This window comes from Aminiphilus circumscriptus DSM 16581 (assembly GCF_000526375.1).
GTDB lineage: Bacteria > Synergistota > Synergistia > Synergistales > Aminiphilaceae > Aminiphilus > Aminiphilus circumscriptus.
Genome location: NZ_JAFY01000007.1, coordinates 167,714 through 187,678 on the forward strand (window position 1 = coordinate 167,714; position 19,965 = coordinate 187,678).

Here is a 19,965-nt window from a genome sequence, read left to right on the forward strand (position 1 = left end):
GTGTGACATGGATCAGGTTGTCGCCATGATTGCCGGAGAAGGGCTTCTTCCCGTGGAGATCGCCCGGCGGCTCACGGAAGAGGAGTGCCCGCCTGTGGTCTATTCTCTGCGGGAACAGGTGGGAGCACTGTCGAAATATGCCCTCGACATCGTTCCCGTCAGCAAGATCGCTCTTGCGGATGTCCTGGAGGACATGCTTCGGCGCGGCGTCCGGCAGGTCATGCTCGCCGGGGCCGTGCCCAAGACCGTCATGTACAAATCCGCCATGATGGACAGGGCGACGAAAGCCCTTCTCGAAACGCTCTCCGTCAGGGATGACCACACCCTTCTCGCCGCCGTGGTGGCTCACCTGGAGCGGCAGAGTATCGCCGTCGTCAGCTATCGGCATCTCATCAGGGATCTTCTCGCTCCCGAGGGACATGTGGCGGGAAGGGCGCCCACTTCTCGGGAGACGACCGATGCGGAGTACGGCAGGAAAGTGGCGGCCCGGATCGTTCCCCTTTCCTTCGGGCAGACCCTGGTCACCTCCATGGGGGCGGTGGTCGCCGTGGAGGCCATGGAAGGGACGGACGCGACGCTGCTTCGTGCGGGAAGCCTCTGCCGGGGAGGAACAGTGGTGAAAATGATGCGCCCCGACCAGGACGAGCGGTACGATCTTCCCACAGTGGGCGTACGGACGTTGCGAACCATGGCGAGGGCGGGGCTCGGCTGTCTCGCCATCGAGGCGGAGCGCACCATCATTCTCGAACGGGAATCCTTTGTCGAGATAGCTCGTGAAGAAGGAGTTGCTGTGATTGGAATCCGTCACGATCCCTTGCCTTCGGAGAATGTGGCGTGTCCGTTTTCCTGAGTTGTGGCGAAGCCTCGGGAGACCTTCTGGCCGCGGCCTGCATCCGGGGGTTTGCCGAAGAGGGATGTGAGGGACCCTTTTGGGGTATGCTCGGTCCCGAGAGTCGCCGTGCCGGAGGAGTTGCCTGCGCCGACTACGGAGCATTGCACGTTCTGGGCATTTCCGAGGCGATTCGTGCCGTTCCACGGCTGTTGCGGTTGAGGGACATCCTCGTCAAGACCATTCTCCGGGAGCGCCCCGCAGTGGTGGTTCTCGTGGACAGCCCGGATTTCCATCTTCCCCTGGCGAAGCGCCTTTCGGAAAAAGGATACAGGGGACACGTTCACTACATTGCGCCCCCGACGGTCTGGGCGTGGCGACGGGGTCGGACGGGACTGCTCCGGCGCTACGTGCACCGCTGTTTTCCCCTCTTCGCCTTCGAGAACGCTTTTCTGAACGCCCAGGGTGTGCGCAGTTCCTTTCTCGGCCATCCCCTCCTCGACGAAAAGTGGACCTCCCGGCGGGCCTCCGCGCCTCTGCGAAAGGTGGTGCTGCTTCCGGGGAGCAGAAAGAGCGAGGTGGAACGTCTTCTCCCCGTGCTGCTCCAGGTGGCGGAAGGACTTCGGATAAAGGGTGCGGAACCCCTCGTCTCCGTGGCACCGGCTCTTTCGGGAGTGGTTCGCCGTCGTCTCGCCGACGCCTGCCGGAACATCGGCTTGTCCGGCACGCTTTCCCGGGAGGGAGAGCCCGCGGTGTTCCGGCTCGCGTCCGACTCGTCCGCCGTGCCCGGAGATCCTTCCCGGGAAAGCGCCCGGGCGTTGTTGGCCGAGGCGGACGCGGCGGTGGGCGCCTGTGGGACTGTTGCGGTGGAGGCGTTACTGCAGCGGCGTTTCATGGTGGTCCTCTACAGGGGGTCCTGGATTTCGAACCTGGTGTACCGTACGTGCGTCCGTACTCCCTTTGTGGCCGTGCCGAATCTCCTCTGCGGAAGGGCGGTCTATCCCGAATTGCTTCAGGACGAAGTACGCTCCAAAAGAATTCTCGAGGTGCTCGATCAGTGGAACTCCAGGGCGGACGTGCGGAGGACCGTGAATTCGCTGCTGGAGCGGGGCCGTGCCGCCCTGGGATCTCCCGGTGTGGCACGCTTCTGGGCCAGGACGATGCTGGAGGATCGCCGCGCATGTTCCGCAGCGCGCTTCTCCTCGTAAACGGCCCGGGAGAACTCTGGGGATGGGCGAGACCGCTCCTCGTCGAGCTGCAGCGACGGAAGGTGCACGTGGCGGTTCGCCTGCTTCCCTGCCAGTTCTCCTCGGGAAGGGAGCGCGCCGCGCTGGGGAGCTTTTCCGGTCTCCATGTCGTCGGCCCCGGAGGAGCCCTTGCCACGCTGCTCGCCAGAGAAGAGCGCACCGCCGTCTCCGAGGGAGTCCCTCCTCCGGAGGTTCTGTACCAGATGGGAGGAGATCTCTGGATGGGGCGTTCACTGGCGAAGCGCTTTCGCGTTCCTCTGGTGACGTACTCCTATGCCCCCAAGAAGGGCATGCGAGATCGTGCGCTGGTCTCCACGGCCTTTGCGGAGATGCTGCCGGCGTTCCATCGGGCGGGAATTTCTCCGCATCTCGTGGGAGATCTTGTGAAGGATGCACTTCGGCTGGATGAGAAGCAGGGGAACGTTTCTCCCTGGAGGAGGAAGGGTGCCTTCCGGATCGTCCTTTTTCCGGGGAGTCGTCCCGCCATTCGGAACGCCGCCAGGGCGTTTCTCCGAAGAACCGTGGAACATCTGGAAAGACGTGCCGGGCCGCTGGATGTGGTGACGCTCCTCTCGCCTTTCGCGGAGGCGGAGGAATTCACGGCTTGGGAGAACGAAGGACTCTCTCCCGTCGCCGAAGGCGCAGGGGCTGTGCTTCCTGGGGCGCATCTCGCCCTTACACAGCCGGGGACCAACACAATGGAGCTCCTCCATACAGGAACGCCGGCGCTTGTGGTCGTTCCGGAGGAGTTTTTCTCCGTAGTTCCTCTCGCGGGGGTTGCGGGATTGCTCGGACGTATGCCTCTCGTGGGGAAGATGCTCCGGAGACACGCTCTTTCGCGACTGGCGACAGCCTTGCCTCGTCTCTCCTGGCCGAACCGTCTCGCCGGCAGAGAGATCCTTCCGGAGTTCGTCGGAGCGGTGACGCCGGAACGTCTTGGAGAGGTCGCGGCGTCACTCCTGGAGGACCGGGCGCGCCTCGGGGCGATCAGAGAGGAACTGCGCGCCCTGGAAGGGCGCTGTGATGTCCCGGGGGAACACGGTGCCGCCGTGCGCCTGGTCGATCTGACGGAAGAGCTTCTTTCCCGGGGGGCATTGCGGGAAAGAACGGCGGATCTTCCGCGATGACTGGAATGGCCTCTTGGAGCAAGCGGGTCTGAAAAGATACCTTTTGGGGCTTCTCCCGGAGTGATGTTTCGATATGCCCGTACGCGGCCTCCGGACGATTTTCGTAAAAATTAAAGAAGTGTAAAAATAAAGGAGATTTCATGAAGAACACCACCAGGTCGCTCTACCTTCGACTTCTCGCCTATGCAAGGCCCTATGGACGGCGTATCGGCGCCGCCGTGGCGTGCATGGTTCTTGCCTCTCTCTTCGGCGTGGTGCCGCCCTGGCTTCTCAAGAATGTGGTGGACGACGTGCTCATCGGGCGCCACACGGGGACGCTCAATCTCCTCAGCGTGGGTATCGTTCTGCTCTATTTCGGGAAGGCCGTGTTTGCCTATGGACAGCGTTATCTCATGACCTGGGTGGGGCAGCGGGTCATTCTGGATATTCGAGTGCTCCTCTACGACCACATTCAGCGCATGTCCCTCTCCTACATTCACGGAAAACGAGTGGGAGAGCTGCTCTCACGCATCACCAACGACGTGAATGTGCTCCAGGACATGGTCACCTCCGTGGTGGTGGATCTCGTTGTCCAGGGGGTCACCTTTCTGGGTATGCTCGGTTTTCTCCTCTATATCAACTGGCGATTGACCCTGGTGGCCTTCGCGATTCTTCCCGTGGCGGCCCTTGTGATCGAACGGACATCGAAATATCTGCGCAAAGTGGGGCACGAGGTGCAGGAGCAGCTTGCCCGGGTGGCTGCCATCGCCCAGGAAGCGCTCTCCAGCCTGCGCATCGTCCATTCCTTCGTTACCGAGGAGGAGGAGCTGCGACGGTTCCGCCTGCAGAATCAGGCGAATTTCAGCGCTCTCATGCGGGGAACCCAGGTCTTTGCCGTACTCGACGGTGCCGTGGAGGTCGTGCTCGTGACGGCCCTGGCGTTCATCCTCTGGCTTGGAGGGCGGGATGTCATCTCCGGCGAACTCACCCCGGGAGAACTCATCGCTTTTCTCGGTTATCTCGGATTCATGGTGCAGCCCATCCGCATTCTCACCCGGTTGGTGAGTCGCATTCAGCAGGCTCTCGCCGCGACGGAGCGCATCTTCGAGATTCTGGACAAGCCGGCGGAGATCGCCTCTCCGCCGGGAGCGATCGTTCCGGAGCGTCTCCGGGGCGAGGTGCGCTTCGAGAACGTCCATTTCGCCTACGAGTCGGGGCAGTGGATTCTACGGGGCATCGATTTCCATGTGAACCCCGGGGAGATGATCGCCCTGGTGGGACCGACCGGGGGCGGCAAGACAACCCTGTCGGATCTGATCCCCCGTTTCTACGATCCCCAAAGGGGGCGCGTGCTTGTGGACGGCGAGGACGTGCGACGACTGCATCTTCCGTCCCTGCGGAGACAGATCGGCATCGTCCCCCAGGATCCGGTGTTGCTGAAGGGAAGCATCGCCTTCAACATCGGCTACGGCTGTCCCGAGGCGGATTCAGAGCGTCTCTGCGCCGCCGCCCGCATCGCGGGCATCCACGAGTTCATCGTCTCCCTTCCGCAGGGATACGACACGGAGGTGGGCGAACGGGGGGTCCTTCTCAGCGGAGGACAGCGCCAGCGCATCGCCATCGCCCGGGCCGTCGTTCGGGACCCGCGCATCCTCATTCTGGACGAGGCCACCTCCTCTCTGGACTCGGAGGTGGAACATCTCATTCAGGAAGCGCTCTCCGGGGCGATGAAAGGGCGTACGTCCCTGGTCATCGCGCACCGCCTTTCCACGGTGGTGCGCGCCGACAGGATCCTCGTCCTCGTGGACGGACGCATCGTGGAGGAAGGTTCTCACGAGACGCTGCTGCGGCGGGACGGGGCCTACGCGAAGCTCTTTGCGCTTCAGTTCGGAGGAGGCAATGGGTCGGCTTCTTGAGAGCTTTCTCACCTTCGCCAGAGGTGAGCGTCCAGGAGGATTGTGGACTCTCCTCGCCCCCCTCGGAGGCATTGCCTCCATGGGAACGTGGTGCCGTAACTTCTGCTACGACCACGGCCTCTTCGCCCAATGGGAGATGCCACTCCCGGTGATCAGCGTGGGAAATCTCACCCTGGGCGGAACGAACAAAACGCCCTTCGTGGCGGCCATCACGGAAACACTCCTCGCGGCGGAACTCGCGCCGGGCATCGTGAGCCGGGGATACGGCGGATCCGCCCGGGGTGTCGTGCTGGTTCAGGGCGGGAAGGGGGAGCGGAGTGAGGTGGGGGACGAACCGCTGCTCCTCTCGAAAATGCTCCCCACCGTTCCGGTGGCGGTGGCCACCGATAAGATTCGGGGTGTGACCGCCCTTCGCGAGCGGGGATGCCGCATCGTCGTCGCGGATGACGCTTTTCAGCACCGGCGCATGGGAAGGGATGCGGACATCGTCCTCATCGATGCCACCTGTCCCTTCGGCAACGGAAGGCATTTTCCTGCGGGGATCCTTCGGGAACATCTGCAGGCTCTGGAGCGGGCCTCCCTCGTGGTCATCACCAAGGCGGATCAGATTTCGCAAGAAATTCTGGAACCCCTCGAAGAGGGGCTGGAAAAGGTTGTTCCGCGGAAACGGCTCTTTCGGTCCAGCATCGTCCTTAAGGAATGGTTTCGCTTCGACGAGGGAGAGTGGCGGCGTTCCTCCGAGCCTCCGTGCCGACGACGCGCCTTTGCCTTTTCCGCCATAGGCAGCCCCAGAAGCTTCATCCACGTTCTCGAAGAACTCGGGATAAAACTTGTAGGGACGTGCTCGTTTCGGGATCATCACCATTACACGGCGGAGGATCTGGCGGCGGTGGAGGCGAGGACGGGTGAGCGTGGCGCGGAGATTCTCATCTGTACCGAGAAGGACACGTACAATCTTCCCGCAGGGTACGTTCCATCTCTGCCGCTCTGGTATCCCCGGGTGGGGACCGTGATCGAGAATCCCCTCCGCTTCTGGCAGGCATTGAAGGAGATTCTTCGCCCCAAAATCATCGTCGCCTCCAACGGCTACGGTGAGGATGCCATTGGGGCATTGCTGGCCGCACGGCTTCGGGAACGTTTCCCCGGAGCGGCGGTGTCCGCTTTCGCCCTTGTGGGACACGGCGCCGCGTACCTGAAACAGGACATTCCCGTGTGTTCGCCTCCGGTGGAGACGCCGAGCGGCGGCATTGTCAAGTACAGCTGGAGGGAGTTCGCGAGGGACCTCCGCGGGGGTCTCCTCACCCATATTGGAAGACAACTTCGGAGATGGGGACATCTGCGGGGACGTATCCGCTCCGTTCTCTGCGTCGGCGATGTCTATCTTCTTCTGCAGGTTCTTGCCGGGCAGGGACAGGTTCCTCTCCTCCTCGCCACGGCCAAGAGCGTTCATCTCGGGGGGCACTGGAGAATCGAGAGATTCCTTCTCCGTTATCGCGCCCGGAGAGTCTGGACCAGAGACGAGGCGACACTGGAGCAGCTCCTCCGCTCCCGCGTCGCCGCCACCTACGGCGGAAATCCCATCATGGATCTCGTCGAGGAGAACATCCTCGGAGAACAGAACGGGACGCGCTTTTTCCCAAAGGCGAAGGATGACGGGGTCTCCGCGGCGAAACCCCATCTCCTGGAAGGGGCGTCGCAATGGATTCTTCTACTTCCCGGGAGTCGTCTTCGGGCCTACGAGGACGTGGCGTTGCTCCTGGCCACGGCGGAATGTCTCGGAGAGCGCTGTGTTGCAAAAAGAGACACCGCCGTGCCCCGGTTTCTTCTCGTCGTGGCGCCCACACTGGAATCTCCCCGTCTGGTTGCCGAGGCGACGCGGCGGGGATGGGCCGAACGGAGAATTTTCCGGCGCGGAAGAAACGTCCTCGTCTTGGAGAAGGAAAAGTCCTGGGGTAGGCTTTCGGTGGAGCTTTCCGACGAGTCCGTGGCGAAGGTTGCCTCCGGAGCCCGTCTCGTCATCGGTCTCGGCGGCACGGCGAACCAGATCTGCGCGGGGCTCGGCGTCCCCGTCGTCTCCATTCTGGAGAAGGGGAAGCTCGTTCAGAAGAAACTGCTTCGGGACGCGGAAGTTCTTGTCCCCCCCTCACCGGAGGATCTTTCGGAGGCGGCGGAGCGCATCCTCGAGGACGCAACGCTTCATGCCGCCATGAGTGACGCGGGAAGACGGGCCATGGGGCGCCCCGGAGCACTTGGCGATGTGGAGACCTATGCGGCGGAGTGTCTCGGCTGGGCTCTCCGACACGATGTCTACAAAGAGCTGTGCGCGTTTCTCGCGAAGGAGGAACTGAAGTGAAGACACTGGCTGTCATTCCCGCCCGGTACGCGAGTACTCGTCTTCCGGGCAAACCTCTCGTCGTGGTGGGAGGAATTCCTCTCGTCGTGCGTGTTTTTCGGGGGCTCGCCTCCTGTCGTCGGGTGGATCGGGTCGTCGTCGCCGTGGACGACGACCGTGTCGCCAAGGTGGTCCGTGACGCCGGGGGCGAGGCTGTCTTTACCCCCCCGGACCTGCCCAGCGGCGGTGACCGGGTGGCCTACGTGGCGGAGCGGGAACCCTCCTTCGATCTGGTGGTGAACGTCCAGGTGGATGATCCCCTCGTGGGCCCGGATATGGTGGATCCTCTCGTGGACATTCTCTCGGAGGACCCTTCCTGCGATGTGGCCTTGTTGGTTCGAGCCATCGAGGACCGAAAAGAGGTGAACGATCCGGGCGTGGTGAAGGTGGTGCTCGACCTTCAGGGGCGTCCCCTCTATTTCAGCCGTTCTCCCATTCCCTATCCGAGAAACGAGGGAGGGCGCTGGTTCAAGCATATCGGTCCCTACGCCTACCGCAGGGATTTCCTGCTGGCCTTCGCCGGATGGGAACCCACTCCCCTGGAGAGGACGGAGAGTCTGGAAATGCTCCGCATGCTCGAGCGCGGGCACAAGATTCGCGCCGTCGCCGCTCCCAGGGATACCGTGGAGATCGACACCCCCGAGGACGTGGCGGCCTGCGAGACCTGGTTCGACCGTTTCGGTGACGTCCCGTGGGAAACCCCGTGGAACAAGGGAAAGAGCGATGGCTCCTCCGGCTACGCATGCGGCGGATGTTCGAACTAGACGGAGAGGAGCGGAAACACATGGTACGTACAGTACGCGTCGGTTCCGTCGAGATCGGTTCGGGGAAGCTCGCGATCCTCGCAGGTCCCTGCGTCCTCGAGAGTTACAATCTCGCCCTTTCCGTGGCGGAGACGGTCCGGGACATCTGTGCTCGTCTTGACCTGGGCTATATCTTCAAGGCCTCCTTCGACAAGGCGAACCGGACGTCTGGCGCAGGATTTCGTGGCCCCGGCATCGAGGAGGGGCTTGCCATGCTCGGCAAAATCCGGGAGATGGCGGGTGTTCCCGTGTTGACGGACATCCACGAGCCTTGGCACGCAGCAATCGCCGCGGAAACGGTGGATCTGCTCCAGATCCCCGCCTTTCTCTGCAGACAGACCGATCTCGTGATGGCCGCCGCGAGGACGGGAAAACCCGTGAACATCAAGAAAGCCCAGTTTCTCGCCCCGGAGGACATGGCCGCCGTGGTGGGCAAGTGCGCCGAAACGGGCAACGAAAACCTGCTTCTCTGCGAACGGGGAACCACCTTCGGCTATCGCAATCTCGTGGTGGACATGCGCTCGCTTGCGGTGATGCGAACCCTCGGCTATCCTCTCGTCTTCGATGCGACCCACAGCGTGCAGATGCCGGGAGGACAGGGTACCTCCAGCGGCGGCGACCGGCGTTTCGTGCTTCCCCTTGCCCGGGCGGCGGCGGCGGTAGGAATCGATGCCCTCTTTCTGGAGACGCACCCCGACCCGGACAAAGCACTGAGCGACGGTCCCAACATGATCGCCCTGGCGGACCTAGAGGCGCTTCTCCGACAGGTCAAGGCGGTGTTCGACACGAGCCGGCAGCTCGGTTTCGTGGGACTTCCGTCTGCGGGAACGCCCTTCGGGGGGCGTGAATGATGCGGGAAGCGGAGACCAGGGTGCAGGAGGAGGCGTGCACGTTGCCGAGGGAACGGCGTGGTCCGGACCTCTCCGGAGAGGAGCTTCTCGCCGTGGGGCGTGGCGTGCTGCGCCGCGAGGCGGAGGAGCTGCTGCGTGCGAGCGAGCGCGTGAGTGAAGAACTTGTCCGTGCGGCCCGCCTCATTCATGCCTGCACGGGGCGGCTCGTCGTGACGGGACTGGGCAAATCGGGACTGGTGGGACGAAAGATCGCCTCCACCTTTGCCTCTCTAGGAACGCCCGCTCTCTTTCTCCATGCCGCCGAGGGAGCCCACGGGGATCTCGGCATGGTCTGCCGGGACGACGTGGGGCTTTTCTTGAGCAACAGCGGCGAAACCCGGGAAGTGCTCGAACTGCTCCCCTATTTCCGGCGCCTCGGCGCTCCCGTGATCGCCATGACCGGAGTCGCCTCGTCCAGATTGGGAGAGGGTGCGGACATCCGGATCGATTCGGGGGTTCTCCGCGAGGCGGACCCCCTTGGACTGGCTCCCACGAGCAGCACGACGCTCCAGCTGGCCCTGGGGGATGCCCTTGCGGGCATGGTGACGGAACTGCGTGGTCTCAGACAGGAGGATTTCGCCCTCTTTCATCCCGGCGGAAGCTTGGGAAAGCGGCTTCTGCTCCGGGTGTGCGATGTCATGGCGGGAGGCGACAAACTGCCCGTCGTGTCCGAGGACACGCCCGTTCGGGAGGCCCTTTTCGAGATCACGAGCAAAGGCTATGGTGCTACCTGCGTGGTTTCCTCCCGGAAAACCCTTTCGGGCATCTTCACCGACGGAGATCTCCGCCGGCTTGTGGAGCGGCGGGGGCTTCAGGCGATGGAGCTTCCCATCGGCGCGGTCATGACGAAATCGCCCCGGACGATCTCTCCCCAGAAACTCGCCGCCGAAGCAGTGTTGCTCATGGAGCGGAGCGAGGTCTCCGTTCTCGTGGTCGTCTCCGAGGAGTGTCCCGTGGGCGTGGTGCACCTTCACGACCTGCTCAAGGCGGGCATTGCCTGAAACGGACATGGCGCGTCGGGAGGAGCGGATTGCCGCGACGGGAGGAGAATGGAAAAATCGGGCGTTGCTCGCTGCGTACCGAGGATGTCTTTCCCTGGCGTATGCGGCGGGATTTCCCTATCTTGCGCGGCGGTACCGCGAGGGGCTTGCGGAGCGCCGGGGCTTTCTCCCCGAACCGCTGTGTCGTCTGGGAACGGAGCGTCCTCTCTGGATTCATGCCGTTTCCGTCGGAGAGGTGCAGGCTGCGTCCCCTTTCATCGCGGCAGCGCGAGAGAGCGGTTTTTCCGCGCCTCTCGTGCTTTCCACAACGACTCCCACGGGGAGAACCATGGCGGAACGTCTTGTCGGCCCTGCGGCGGACGCACTCTTCTACTATCCCTGGGATGTGCCGCGCATTGTCCGGCGTGCTGTGTCCGCGCTGCGACCGAGGGGTTATGTGGCCATGGAAACGGAGGTGTGGCCGGAACTGCTTGGACAGCTCGACGAAAGGGGGATTCCGCTCTTTCTCGTGAACGGACGTCTTTCGGAACGCACCTTCCGAAAGGCCTTGCGGTGGCGTTCGTTTTGGAGTATGTTGCTCAACCGGTTCACGCTGCTGCTCTTTCGGGAGGAGGAGGACGGAGAGAAGGCGCGTTTCCTGGGAGTGGATCCCGAACGGATTCATGTTGTGGGCGATGCCAAGGTGGAAGCGCTCCTTCGGAGACGGGACAAAGGGCCCTTCTCCCTTCCCTCCGCGCCGCCGCCGGGAGGTCCCGTTTTTGTCGCGGGAAGTACTCACGAAGGCGAAGAGGAGATTGTGCTCGACGCGTTTCGCCGGGTGCGGAGGATTCTGTCCGATGCCAGGCTCGTGCTCGTGCCTCGCCATCCCGAGAGAGCGGAGGCGATCCTGACGCTTCTGAGGACCCGAAACGAAGAGAGAGGAGAGGCGCTGAAAAGCGAGCGTCTTTCCCAATGTGACCTTTCCGCTTCCTGGACTATACTGGTGGTGGATCGCGTGGGTGTTCTTTTCGAGGTCTACCGCTGGGGGCGAAGTGCCTTCGTGGGAGGGAGTCTTGTGCCCAGGGGAGGACAGAACCTGCTGGAACCCGCCGCATGGGGCGTTCCGGTGCAGCACGGCCCCTTTGTGGAGGATTTTGCCGCCGCAGCGGAAAAGCTTGGGCGGCTGGGGATGGCGCAGACGGTCCGGAACGCGGAGGAACTCGCCGCGGCGTGGACAGGGTGTGGTGGACCCGGGGCGGAAAAGCGACGGAGCGACTTGTGCCGCGCTTTTTTCGACGAGGAAGGGCACGCCGCGTCGAGGGCGTGGAAACTTGTCTCGGAGCGGCTCGTGTCGGAATGAAACGGAACGAAGAAGTGTTTTGCGTCTGTGGCAACGACGAGGACGATTCAGGAGGGGCACGGTGGTCGAAGGTGTTCCCTCTCATGACGAGGTGATGGAAGTGCAGTGTGGAGGGGCAACAAAGAGTTTTGCCATGTCTCTGGCGGGAAAGGCCCAATTCGGGCCGGGCGTTTCGAGGAATGTGGGAGAGATCGCGCGAAAACTGGGTGTTTCAAGTGCCGTGCTGGTGACGGATGCCACGATGGAACAGCTCGGCATGGCGGAGCGTATTTCCGGATATCTCCACGATGCCGGGGTGGAATGCTGTATTTTTGCCGGGGTCGAACCCGAACCCTCGGTGGAAACCACCGATGCCGTGGCAGAACTGGCCAGGGAGCACGACTGTCGTCTCGTGGTCGGACTTGGCGGAGGAAGCTGTATGGATGTGGCCAAGGCGGTGAGCGTGCTCATCACCAACATGGGATCTGCGGCACAGTACCAGGGGCTCGGACTCGTGCCCAACAAGGGCGTTCCCAAGATCATGATTCCCACCACGGCAGGGACGGGATCGGAGGTCACCTTCACGGCGGTGCTCATCCGCAAGAGCGATGGTGTCAAGGGAGGCATCAACGACGAGAAACTTTTTCCCGACTTCAGTCTTCTCGATCCCGAGCTGACGCTTTCCATGCCTCCCTGCGTGACCGCCACCACGGGAATGGATGCCCTGACGCATGCGCTTGAGGCCTATACCGGACGAAACGCCTCACCGTTCAGCGATCTCCTGGCCGAGGCGGCCCTTGCCCGCATCGGCAGATTCCTCCGGGTGGCCACGTGGAACGGCCATGACCTGGAGGCCCGGAGCGAAATGCTCCTTGCTTCCTATTATGCGGGAGGGGCTCTCGCGAACGCTGGCGTTGGCGCCTGTCACGCCCTGGCCTATCCTCTGGGGGGCATGTTCGGCGTGGGGCACGGCATGGCGAACGCACTGCTCATTCCCTACGTCGCCCGGTACAACGCGCTCTCCCGTCCCGAAAAATACGCGGCTGCGGCGGCCTTCCTCGATGCTGGGGCGGAGGAGCTGCCTCTGCGGGACCAGGCCCTTGCCTGCGCGGACGTTCTGGACGAATTCGTGGCCGATCTCGAATTACCGAGCACCCTCAAGGCACTGAAGGCGGGCATCACGGCGGAACACTTCCCCGAAATGGCCGAAAAGGCCATGGGCGTGGCCCGTCCGATGGAGAACAACCCGCGGCCCATGACCAAGGAGAGCTGCGTGGCACTGTACAAGGAGGCGATGGAGTAATGCCTGGCTTCGAACTGTTCGACCAGAGAGAGATCGACGCCGTCGCGGACGTGATCAACCGCAAGATGGTGCACCGCTATTCGTTCGTGAACTGCCGGGACGAGATCTACAAGGTGGAGGAATTCGAGAACGCCGTGGCGGAGAAGGTGGGGGCGAAACATTGCCTTGCCGTGTCCAACGGCACCGCCTCCCTCTATGTGGCCCTCAAGGCCTGCGGAATCAATCCCGGGGACGAGATCATCACCACGCCCTTCACCTTCATCGCCAGTGTCGAGGCCATTCTCGAGTGCGGCGCAGTGCCTGTCCTCGCCGAGATCGACGAGAGCCTCAACCTCGACCCCACCGTGGTGGAGGAGTTCATCACCGACCGGACCCGGGCCATCATGCCCGTGCACATGTTCGGCGGTGCCGCGGACATGGAGGCCTTCAGGACCATCACCCGGGAAAACGGACTCGCCCTCTTCGAGGACAGTTGCCAGGCCATGGGCGCCACCTACGGGGGCAGGTGGTGCGGAACCTGCGGCAGCACGTGGGGAACCTACAGCCTCGACCCCTACAAGGTGCTCACCGTGGGTGAGGGCGGCCTCATCGTCACCGACGACGAGGACCTCTATCGGAAGATGGAATACTACCACGACCACGGTCACAAACATGACAAGACCATCGATCGGGGCGCGGAGAAGAAGGCCTGTCTGGGGTTCAACTTCCGCATGAGCGAAATACAGGGCGCCCTCGGCCTCGTGCAGCTCTCGAAGCTCGATGGCGCTGTCGAGGCGTTGCGGAAAAACCGGACTCGCGTGCTCGACGCGGTGGGAAACGTGCACGGTCTGGCGGTACGGCGCAGTGCAGATCCCGAGGGTGAACTCGCCACGCAGCTCGTGTTCCTGCTGCCCACTCCCCAGACGGCCCGCCGTTTCCAGAAGGCCGCGAAAGAGGCTGGCATGGGATGCGGCATTCTCGAGGACAACACGTGGCACTATGCCCGCCACTGGGACACGTTGCGGGACGGTGCGACCTACAGCCGCATCCGTTGTCCCTACGACTGCCCTCTCACGGAAAGCATGCCCCTCTATCGCCCCAACGAATGGCCCCAGACCCAGGAAATTCTCAGCCGGGCCGCGGTCTTCGGCATCGACATCGTCATGTCCGACGAGAAGATCGAGAGCATGGCCAAGGCTATCGCCGCCGGAGCCCGGGCGGCCCTGTAGCGAATCGGTCCGCACGGAGTGGGGCCCCCTGCCGTTTCATGTCCCTGTCCTTCGGGGGTTCCACCTTCCGGCGGAATGCGACGTCATGAGACACGCCCTCGATGCGATCGTCCTCCTCAGCGACGGCATACGCGGACACCTTCACCAGAGCCGGGGTGTCGCCCACTGGCTTTCCGGTGCGGCGGGAGTTCCCGTCTTCGAGATGGAAGTCCCTCGTTTTTCAGGGGTGCGTCGCCTCTGGATCCTCAAGATAGCCCCGCACTTTTTCGCATGGAGGCGAACGCCCGAGGCTCGGAGGAAGAGCGCCTGCGCCTGGCTTCATCTCGCCGGCCGTTTTGCGGAAAGAGACCTCTTTCCCGCGGAACTTCTGGAGGCGGTTCGCCGCCACCTGAAAGAAGGCGGTGGAGAGTCCTTTTTGGGGGCAATCGCGCCGAACGAAGACGAAAACAAAATGGACGTGAAAGACGGCGACGGAGTTGTGACATCCCTGCCGCCCCCGGCGGAACGACCGGTGAAGCGCATTCTCTTCCTTTCCGCCGGAAGCGCCGCGGCGCCTTTTTGCCTTGCCCTGGCCCGGAGCTGTGAGGGCTTTTTCCCCGGTGTTGAGGGAGTGTCCTGTACGCTCATGACGCCCTCGGGGCTTGGTATTGCCCCCTTCGATGCGGCTCTCGTCCCCGAACACGATCTTTCGGGTGTCCCCACCCGATTCGGTGCACGCGGAAACGCCCCGGAGGGAAAGCACGGCCCCTTTCTTTGCGTCACCCTCGGCGCTCCCAACGCGATCGTCCCGGAAAACCTGGAGACGGCGTCGGAGGAGCTTCTGCGCCGTTTTCCGCCGAGCGTTCCGGAATCGCCACGCTGGGGGATCCTTCTTGGCGGTGACGACGGCAACTACAGGGTGTCCGCCTCATGGGTTCGAGATACCCTGGGCGCTCTTTTCGAACGTGCCCGCCGGGAGAACGCGACGCTGTACGTCACCACCTCCCGCCGCACCTCCCCCGAAGCGGAGAATGCGCTGACCCAGCTTGCGGAAGCATACGCGCCAACGGTCTCCATGCTCCTCCTCGCGTCGAAAGATCCCTGGAACCCCGTTCCGGGCATGCTCGGCGCGGCGCAGCGCGTCTTCTGCACGGAGGATTCGGTCTCCATGGTCTCCGAAGCGGTCACGGCGGGGCATCGGGTCGTTCTTCTCCGGGTGGAGCGACGGAAGAGCCTCGTCGCCTTTCTGAACGGACTCCGAAATCTCCTGGCCCGGGCCGGTTGGGGCGTCTCTTTGGCGGGGCCAGCCCGATTCGATGCGTTGTTTCGGCGCATGGAGGAAGCAAAGCTGCTCATGGTCTTTCCCTCCGCGACGGATGCCCGGGAGGCTTTTTGGCGGGCAGACACTTCCGAAGGCCGGCTTCGAACGACTTTTTGCCCGGAGTGCAAGGAGTTCACCTCGAAGGAAGAACGAAGCGGGGACTTCAACGAGGCCCGTCGTGCGGCGGAGCTTCTGCTCGCGTACCTCGCGGGAAAGGAAGAAAAACGACGGCTCCTGAGCTGCGATGCCTCCAGGGGTGTGCACACTGCGTTTTCGTCCGCGTTTCGGAGGAGGTCCGATCTTTGAGAAAACCGGGTTCGAAAACGCTCTTCAGGAGAGGAGGGAAGCCCTCATGCGCATTCTTTTCTGTTCCGACGCGTTGATCGTCGATGGAGTCACCTCTTTTGTGCTCCATCTGGCGGTGACGCTCCGAAAAGGTGGGCACCGGGTCGCGGTGCTGGGCCGCTGGGCCGGAAAGGGCTTTCAATCGCGGCTTCGGGAGCACGGTGTGGAGATTATCCAGTGTCTTTCTCCGACGGTGGGCAACGCATGGTTCGACCGAAAGGCCGCGGCGTTTGCCCCTGAGGTGATCGTCACCGACTCGCGGAGATCCTTTCCGTTGGCGGTGCGGCTCAAGCGTGTCACGGGCGCCAAGGTCTTCACGTTTTTTCTCGACCATCTGGAGAAAACGGACAGGAAAGGGCGGGATGTCCCTTCGCTCATTGCGGGAAGCGATGCCTGGCTCTCGGCGGAGCCTCCCATTCTGGAGCGCCTTGAGGAAATTCCTACCCCCTTTCCCAAGTTTCTGCTCCGGCGGCCTCTTGTCCATATGGTGACGCCGACTCCGCTTCGAGCGAGGGAACCGTTCCGGGTTCTCTGCTTCGGTCGGTTGAGCGGCTATAAATCCGCGGGGCCTTGGGCGCTCATGAATGACGCGCTGGCGTTGAAAAAAGAGATTCCCTCGCTGCAACTCGTTTTTGTCGGCGGAGGATGGAGGAGTGCGCTCTTCCGTTTCGCCGCCTTCCGAGCGAACCTGGATGCGGGCGAACGCTTTATTCGTGTGGCGGGAACGCAGACGGATCCGAATCCCTGGTTCGAAGAGGCCACACTTGTCTGTGCCGGATCGACTTCCGCAGTGGAAGCCGCGTTGGCCTTCCGCCCGGTGGTCGTCTTCACGGGATTCTGGATCGGCCTGTTGACGCCGGAAAAGCTCGATGCCGCGTTCGCCTCCTATTTCGGTGAACGGAGTGGAACCATTTCAGTGCGGCAACATCCCGAGCTGCTTTCGGCGGAGATCCGAAAAGTTTACGGGGAGTGGGAACAGGGAAGAATGGAAGAGATGGTGCGAATCGTGCGACAGCAGGTCATGCCCTCTTTCGACGATGCCTCGACTGTTGAGGAATTCGAGAGAATCTGTCGGATCGTGACGGACGGAGCGGGAGCTTCGGGGAGCATGGCGTCGTGAACGTGGCCTTGCTTCTTCCGGAATTCGAGGAGGGGGGCGTGGAGCGTCACGTCCTTTGGCTCGCTCAGGGATTGTCCGGGCGCGGTCTCGGCGTGACCGTGATCTCCCGGGGGGGCAAGCTGGTGGGGGAACTCCCCGAAAAGGTGCCTCATGTCGGTCTGCCCGTACACGCGAAGAACCCCGTCACAGCCGTTACGGCAGCGCTGCGGATCGCCCGTATGGCCCGAAGGGGAGAGTGCCATCTTCTTCACGCCCATTCCCGCGTGCCCGCCTTCGTCGCCTGGTGGGCATCGGCCTTTTCCGGAATTCCCTGGATCATGACCTGCCACGCCCGGTATTCGAAAAATGCAGGACTTCTTCCACTCCGTCGGGCGGATGGCGCAATTTGTGTGAGCGAGACCGTTCGGAACCATCTCCAGGAATTTCTGCCGGAAAGAACGACCGTCATTCCGGGAGGCATTCCCCTGTCCCGCGGAGAAGGGCCTTTCTCCGGGGAGGTCGATGCGGAAGGACCGAATCCGGGTCGTCGCGGAGATGTTCCACGCAGGTGCCGCCTGCTTTTCGTTGGACGCCTGACCCGGGTCAAGGGAATCGCCTTTCTTCTGGATCTCCTTGCACGAGACGATCTCTCCGGAAGAGCCTGGTCGTTGGACATCGTCGGGGATGGTCCTCTCCGGAACGAGTTGTTCCGCCTCGTTTCCGAAAAGGGGATGGCGAATCGGGTGACCTTTCACGGCTTTCGGGAGGATGTGGAAAGCTTCCTCGTCCGGTGCGACTGCCTGCTGTTTCCTTCCCTGGACGAGGGCATGGGACTCGTCCTCGCCCAAGCGTTGGCTGCCGGAATTCCCGTCCTGGCATCGGACCTCCCTGCCGTGAGGGAGCTCGTCGCCGACGTGGATTTTCTTGTCCCGGCGGGAGATGCCGATGCGTGGAGTTCCCGTCTGCGCACGGGACTTGACGGAGGAGTTTTTCCCGTCCTGGCTGCACGAAGAACGTTTTCTCTGGACGAGATGTGCGACCGCACGGTGACCTTTTATGACACGGTTCTCTCGCCTGGGGCGAAAAAAGGAATCCGCACGGAATAAAACGGAACTTGGATTGTCGAGTCAAACGCAACGGAGGTGGAGCCAGCTCCCGATAGACCTCCGCCGGAGTGCGCCATCCGAGGCACTTTCGTGGCCTGTTGTTGAGGAGCGATATGGCGGTACACATGACCTTCGGGAATGGGAGCGGAACAGCTCCGGTTCGCGTACCGGTTTTTGTCGCGGAAAGGGATGGAAGCATGGATGTCAAGGTGAGCACGGTCAGTCCCCGCTGGGACCACACGTGGCAGTTTCCCGGCAGGAGCGGTCGGTGGGGAGATGTGCGCTTCTTCATCGACGACGATCGCTCCGTTTGCGATGCCTGGGTCGTCTACGAAGATCTTGCGGAGATACAGACAGCTCTCTGCCCTCCGGATCGGATTCTCCTGGTCACGGGAGAGCCTCCTTCCGTCCGGTCCTATCCGGCGGCGTTTCTGCGGCAGTTCTCCAGGATTGTGACATGCCATGAGCATCTGCCTCACCGGGAGGTGGTCCTGGCCCAGCAGGGACTTCCCTGGCATATCGGACGCGTCGCGGGCGAAGTGGATTCGTTCTGCGAAGGATACGACTCCCTGGCGGCCGCGTCTCCGAGAAAGGAGCGGCTTATTTCCATCATCAGCTCCGACAAGCAGTCCACGGAGGGGCATCGGAGACGATGGCGTTTCGTCCAGGCTTTCATGAAGAAATTCGGAGACGTGGCGGATGTCTTTGGGAGGGGATTTGCCCCCGTGGCCTGCAAAAAAGACGCTCTTTTCCCCTACAAATACCACATCGCCATCGAAAATAGCCGGACGCCCCACTACTGGACGGAAAAACTCGCCGACGCCTATTTGGCTGAGGCGTTCCCCATCTACGACGGCTGCCCCAACATCGGCGACTACTTTCCGCCGGAAAGTTTTTGCGCCATCGACGTGGAGGATATTCCGGGTTCCTGCGCTGTGATCGAGCGCCTTCTCGCGGAGGACCCCTACGAAAAACGGCGGGAAGTGGTGCGACACTGCAAGGAGCTTGTCCTGAACAGGTATAACCTTTTTCCCACGCTGGTGGAACATCTTCGCCCCTGGTCCGGACCGGAAACGGTCGAATCCCGGCCTGTGACGCTCCGTCCCCAGCGTGAGTTCAAGATCAAAGGGAGGGCGCTGCGTGTGTTGCGAAGCCTCTTTGCCCGATGACGGTTGCTTTGGAAAGGCAGGAGAGATGAAAACGCCAGACAGGGTGGACGGAAGCGATATCACGGTCTGCGTGTTGTCCTATAATCGAAGTGCCTTTCTTGAAGAGGCGCTTGCCTCTCTGTGTGCTCAGACCTGCGTTCCCGGAGAGATCGTCGTCTTGGACAACGGGAGTGCTCCGGATGTCCGGGAGCGAGTCGAGCCCTTTCTCCGGAAGGGGGTTCGGTGGGAGGGGGTGGACATGCCGCAGACGCCTCTGTGGAACTTTCGCAGGGCTTTTGCCCGGACGGAGCGACCGTTTCTCTATGTCATGCACGACGACGACCGTCTGCTCCCCATGTTCCTCGAGCGACAGCGGGCGTTTCTTCTCGCCCACCCCGAGGTCATCGCCGTGGCGTGTAATGCCCACGAGATCGACGATGCGGGGGTACGAACGGGAAAAACGCTGCATAACCCGGGGCGGCGACGGGAGGTGGAACTCTTTCCCTCCCGGAGTCGGATGGTCGAGTTGTACACGCGCACATATCTTGCGTTTCCGTCCGTTCTCTACCGGACGCCCTTTCCCGCGAAGGTGCCGATGCAGGAGGAATACGGGCAGGTGGCGGACGTGGTGTTTCTTTGCGAGCTTGCCCGCTTCGGTGTGTTGGCGTATGTGAATGAGGTCTTGTGGGAATATCGTGTCCACCATGGACAGGATTCGAGCCGGTTCAAGCAGGAGTTCCTACAACGTCTGGACGGCTATTTCCGAGCCGTGGGTGAGGAAGATCCGACGATCCGCCAGCAGGTTCGGGCTTACCTTCTGCGTCGCATGCTGTCGCGAAAATGGAAATCTTTGCGGAATGCTCTGGGTGCGCTTTTTTCGGATGTGAACAGGAAATGACCGGGAACCTCGTTTCCGTAAACGGACGAATCCGAGGCGAAGAGCGAAACTGTGGA

16 protein-coding genes are annotated in these 19,965 nt (G+C 62.4%); all 16 read left to right on the forward strand.

Features of this window, described 5'->3' with window-relative positions; genetic code table 11:
- The first annotated feature begins 7 nt into the window (after window positions 1-7).
- Window positions 8-850: an LpxI family protein gene (locus tag K349_RS0111485; RefSeq protein WP_029165924.1), complete on the forward strand. Its 843-nt coding sequence runs from the start codon at window positions 8-10 to the stop codon at window positions 848-850.
- Entirely contained in the window at window positions 835-2,037 is a 1,203-nt protein-coding gene (locus K349_RS0111490; protein WP_029165925.1) for a lipid-A-disaccharide synthase, read from the forward strand. Before K349_RS0111485 ends, K349_RS0111490 begins: the two co-directional genes overlap by 16 nt.
- Complete coding sequence (locus tag K349_RS0111495; protein WP_029165926.1) at window positions 2,010-3,203, forward strand: glycosyltransferase family protein; 1,194 nt, start codon at window positions 2,010-2,012, stop codon at window positions 3,201-3,203. The genes K349_RS0111490 and K349_RS0111495 overlap by 28 nt, the downstream gene beginning before the upstream one ends.
- 140 nt (window positions 3,204-3,343) lie before the next feature.
- On the forward strand, window positions 3,344-5,098 hold the full coding sequence (locus tag K349_RS0111500; RefSeq protein ID WP_029165927.1) for an ABC transporter ATP-binding protein: 1,755 nt from the start codon (window positions 3,344-3,346) through the stop codon (window positions 5,096-5,098).
- The gene (gene lpxK / locus K349_RS0111505; protein WP_029165928.1) at window positions 5,082-7,451 is read left to right on the forward strand and encodes a tetraacyldisaccharide 4'-kinase; all 2,370 of its coding nucleotides are present in this window, start codon (window positions 5,082-5,084) and stop codon (window positions 7,449-7,451) included. Before K349_RS0111500 ends, lpxK begins: the two co-directional genes overlap by 17 nt.
- Entirely contained in the window at window positions 7,448-8,254 is an 807-nt protein-coding gene (gene kdsB / locus K349_RS0111510; RefSeq protein ID WP_029165929.1) for a 3-deoxy-manno-octulosonate cytidylyltransferase, read from the forward strand. The genes lpxK and kdsB overlap by 4 nt, the downstream gene beginning before the upstream one ends.
- Window positions 8,255-8,274: 20 nt before the next feature.
- The gene (gene kdsA / locus K349_RS0111515) at window positions 8,275-9,144 is read left to right on the forward strand and encodes a 3-deoxy-8-phosphooctulonate synthase (RefSeq protein WP_029165930.1); all 870 of its coding nucleotides are present in this window, start codon (window positions 8,275-8,277) and stop codon (window positions 9,142-9,144) included.
- Window positions 9,141-10,184: a KpsF/GutQ family sugar-phosphate isomerase gene (locus K349_RS0111520; protein ID WP_245588047.1), complete on the forward strand. Its 1,044-nt coding sequence runs from the start codon at window positions 9,141-9,143 to the stop codon at window positions 10,182-10,184. The genes kdsA and K349_RS0111520 overlap by 4 nt, the downstream gene beginning before the upstream one ends.
- Window positions 10,177-11,523, forward strand: a complete 1,347-nt coding sequence (locus K349_RS0111525; RefSeq protein WP_029165932.1) for a 3-deoxy-D-manno-octulosonic acid transferase — start codon at window positions 10,177-10,179, stop codon at window positions 11,521-11,523. The genes K349_RS0111520 and K349_RS0111525 overlap by 8 nt, the downstream gene beginning before the upstream one ends.
- A 133-nt stretch (window positions 11,524-11,656) precedes the next feature.
- Window positions 11,657-12,805 carry an iron-containing alcohol dehydrogenase gene (locus K349_RS0111530; protein ID WP_034265951.1) on the forward strand — a complete coding sequence of 383 codons (1,149 nt, stop codon included), beginning with the start codon at window positions 11,657-11,659 and terminating at the stop codon, window positions 12,803-12,805.
- Complete coding sequence (locus K349_RS0111535) at window positions 12,805-14,013, forward strand: DegT/DnrJ/EryC1/StrS family aminotransferase (RefSeq protein WP_029165934.1); 1,209 nt, start codon at window positions 12,805-12,807, stop codon at window positions 14,011-14,013. Before K349_RS0111530 ends, K349_RS0111535 begins: the two co-directional genes overlap by 1 nt.
- A gap of 85 nt (window positions 14,014-14,098) precedes the next feature.
- Window positions 14,099-15,619, forward strand: a complete 1,521-nt coding sequence (locus tag K349_RS17145; protein ID WP_029165935.1) for an ELM1/GtrOC1 family putative glycosyltransferase — start codon at window positions 14,099-14,101, stop codon at window positions 15,617-15,619.
- A 46-nt stretch (window positions 15,620-15,665) separates the two neighbouring features.
- A complete protein-coding gene (locus tag K349_RS0111545) occupies window positions 15,666-16,778 on the forward strand; it encodes a glycosyltransferase family protein (RefSeq protein WP_157367384.1) in 1,113 nt (370 codons plus the stop codon).
- Window positions 16,775-17,863, forward strand: coding sequence for a glycosyltransferase (locus K349_RS0111550; RefSeq protein WP_029165937.1), 1,089 nt, complete (start codon window positions 16,775-16,777; stop codon window positions 17,861-17,863). The genes K349_RS0111545 and K349_RS0111550 overlap by 4 nt, the downstream gene beginning before the upstream one ends.
- A gap of 113 nt (window positions 17,864-17,976) precedes the next feature.
- A complete protein-coding gene (locus tag K349_RS18150) occupies window positions 17,977-19,032 on the forward strand; it encodes a glycosyltransferase family 10 domain-containing protein (RefSeq protein WP_029165938.1) in 1,056 nt (351 codons plus the stop codon).
- Between the two features lie 25 nt (window positions 19,033-19,057).
- Window positions 19,058-19,909, forward strand: a complete 852-nt coding sequence (locus K349_RS0111560) for a glycosyltransferase family 2 protein (RefSeq protein ID WP_029165939.1) — start codon at window positions 19,058-19,060, stop codon at window positions 19,907-19,909.
- Window positions 19,910-19,965: the final 56 nt, after the last annotated feature.

Coding starts and splice junctions, on each gene's coding strand:
- K349_RS0111485 (WP_029165924.1), top strand. CDS start 8: ATGGATCAGGTTGTCGCCATGATTGCCGGAGAAGGGCTTCTTCCCGTG.
- K349_RS17145 (WP_029165935.1), top strand. CDS start 14,099: ATGAGACACGCCCTCGATGCGATCGTCCTCCTCAGCGACGGCATACGC.
- lpxK (WP_029165928.1), top strand. CDS start 5,082: ATGGGTCGGCTTCTTGAGAGCTTTCTCACCTTCGCCAGAGGTGAGCGT.
- K349_RS0111560 (WP_029165939.1), top strand. CDS start 19,058: ATGAAAACGCCAGACAGGGTGGACGGAAGCGATATCACGGTCTGCGTG.
- K349_RS0111530 (WP_034265951.1), top strand. CDS start 11,657: ATGTCTCTGGCGGGAAAGGCCCAATTCGGGCCGGGCGTTTCGAGGAAT.
- K349_RS18150 (WP_029165938.1), top strand. CDS start 17,977: ATGGCGGTACACATGACCTTCGGGAATGGGAGCGGAACAGCTCCGGTT.
- K349_RS0111495 (WP_029165926.1), top strand. CDS start 2,010: ATGTTCCGCAGCGCGCTTCTCCTCGTAAACGGCCCGGGAGAACTCTGG.
- K349_RS0111545 (WP_157367384.1), top strand. CDS start 15,666: ATGCGCATTCTTTTCTGTTCCGACGCGTTGATCGTCGATGGAGTCACC.
- K349_RS0111520 (WP_245588047.1), top strand. CDS start 9,141: ATGATGCGGGAAGCGGAGACCAGGGTGCAGGAGGAGGCGTGCACGTTG.
- K349_RS0111535 (WP_029165934.1), top strand. CDS start 12,805: ATGCCTGGCTTCGAACTGTTCGACCAGAGAGAGATCGACGCCGTCGCG.
- kdsA (WP_029165930.1), top strand. CDS start 8,275: ATGGTACGTACAGTACGCGTCGGTTCCGTCGAGATCGGTTCGGGGAAG.
- K349_RS0111500 (WP_029165927.1), top strand. CDS start 3,344: ATGAAGAACACCACCAGGTCGCTCTACCTTCGACTTCTCGCCTATGCA.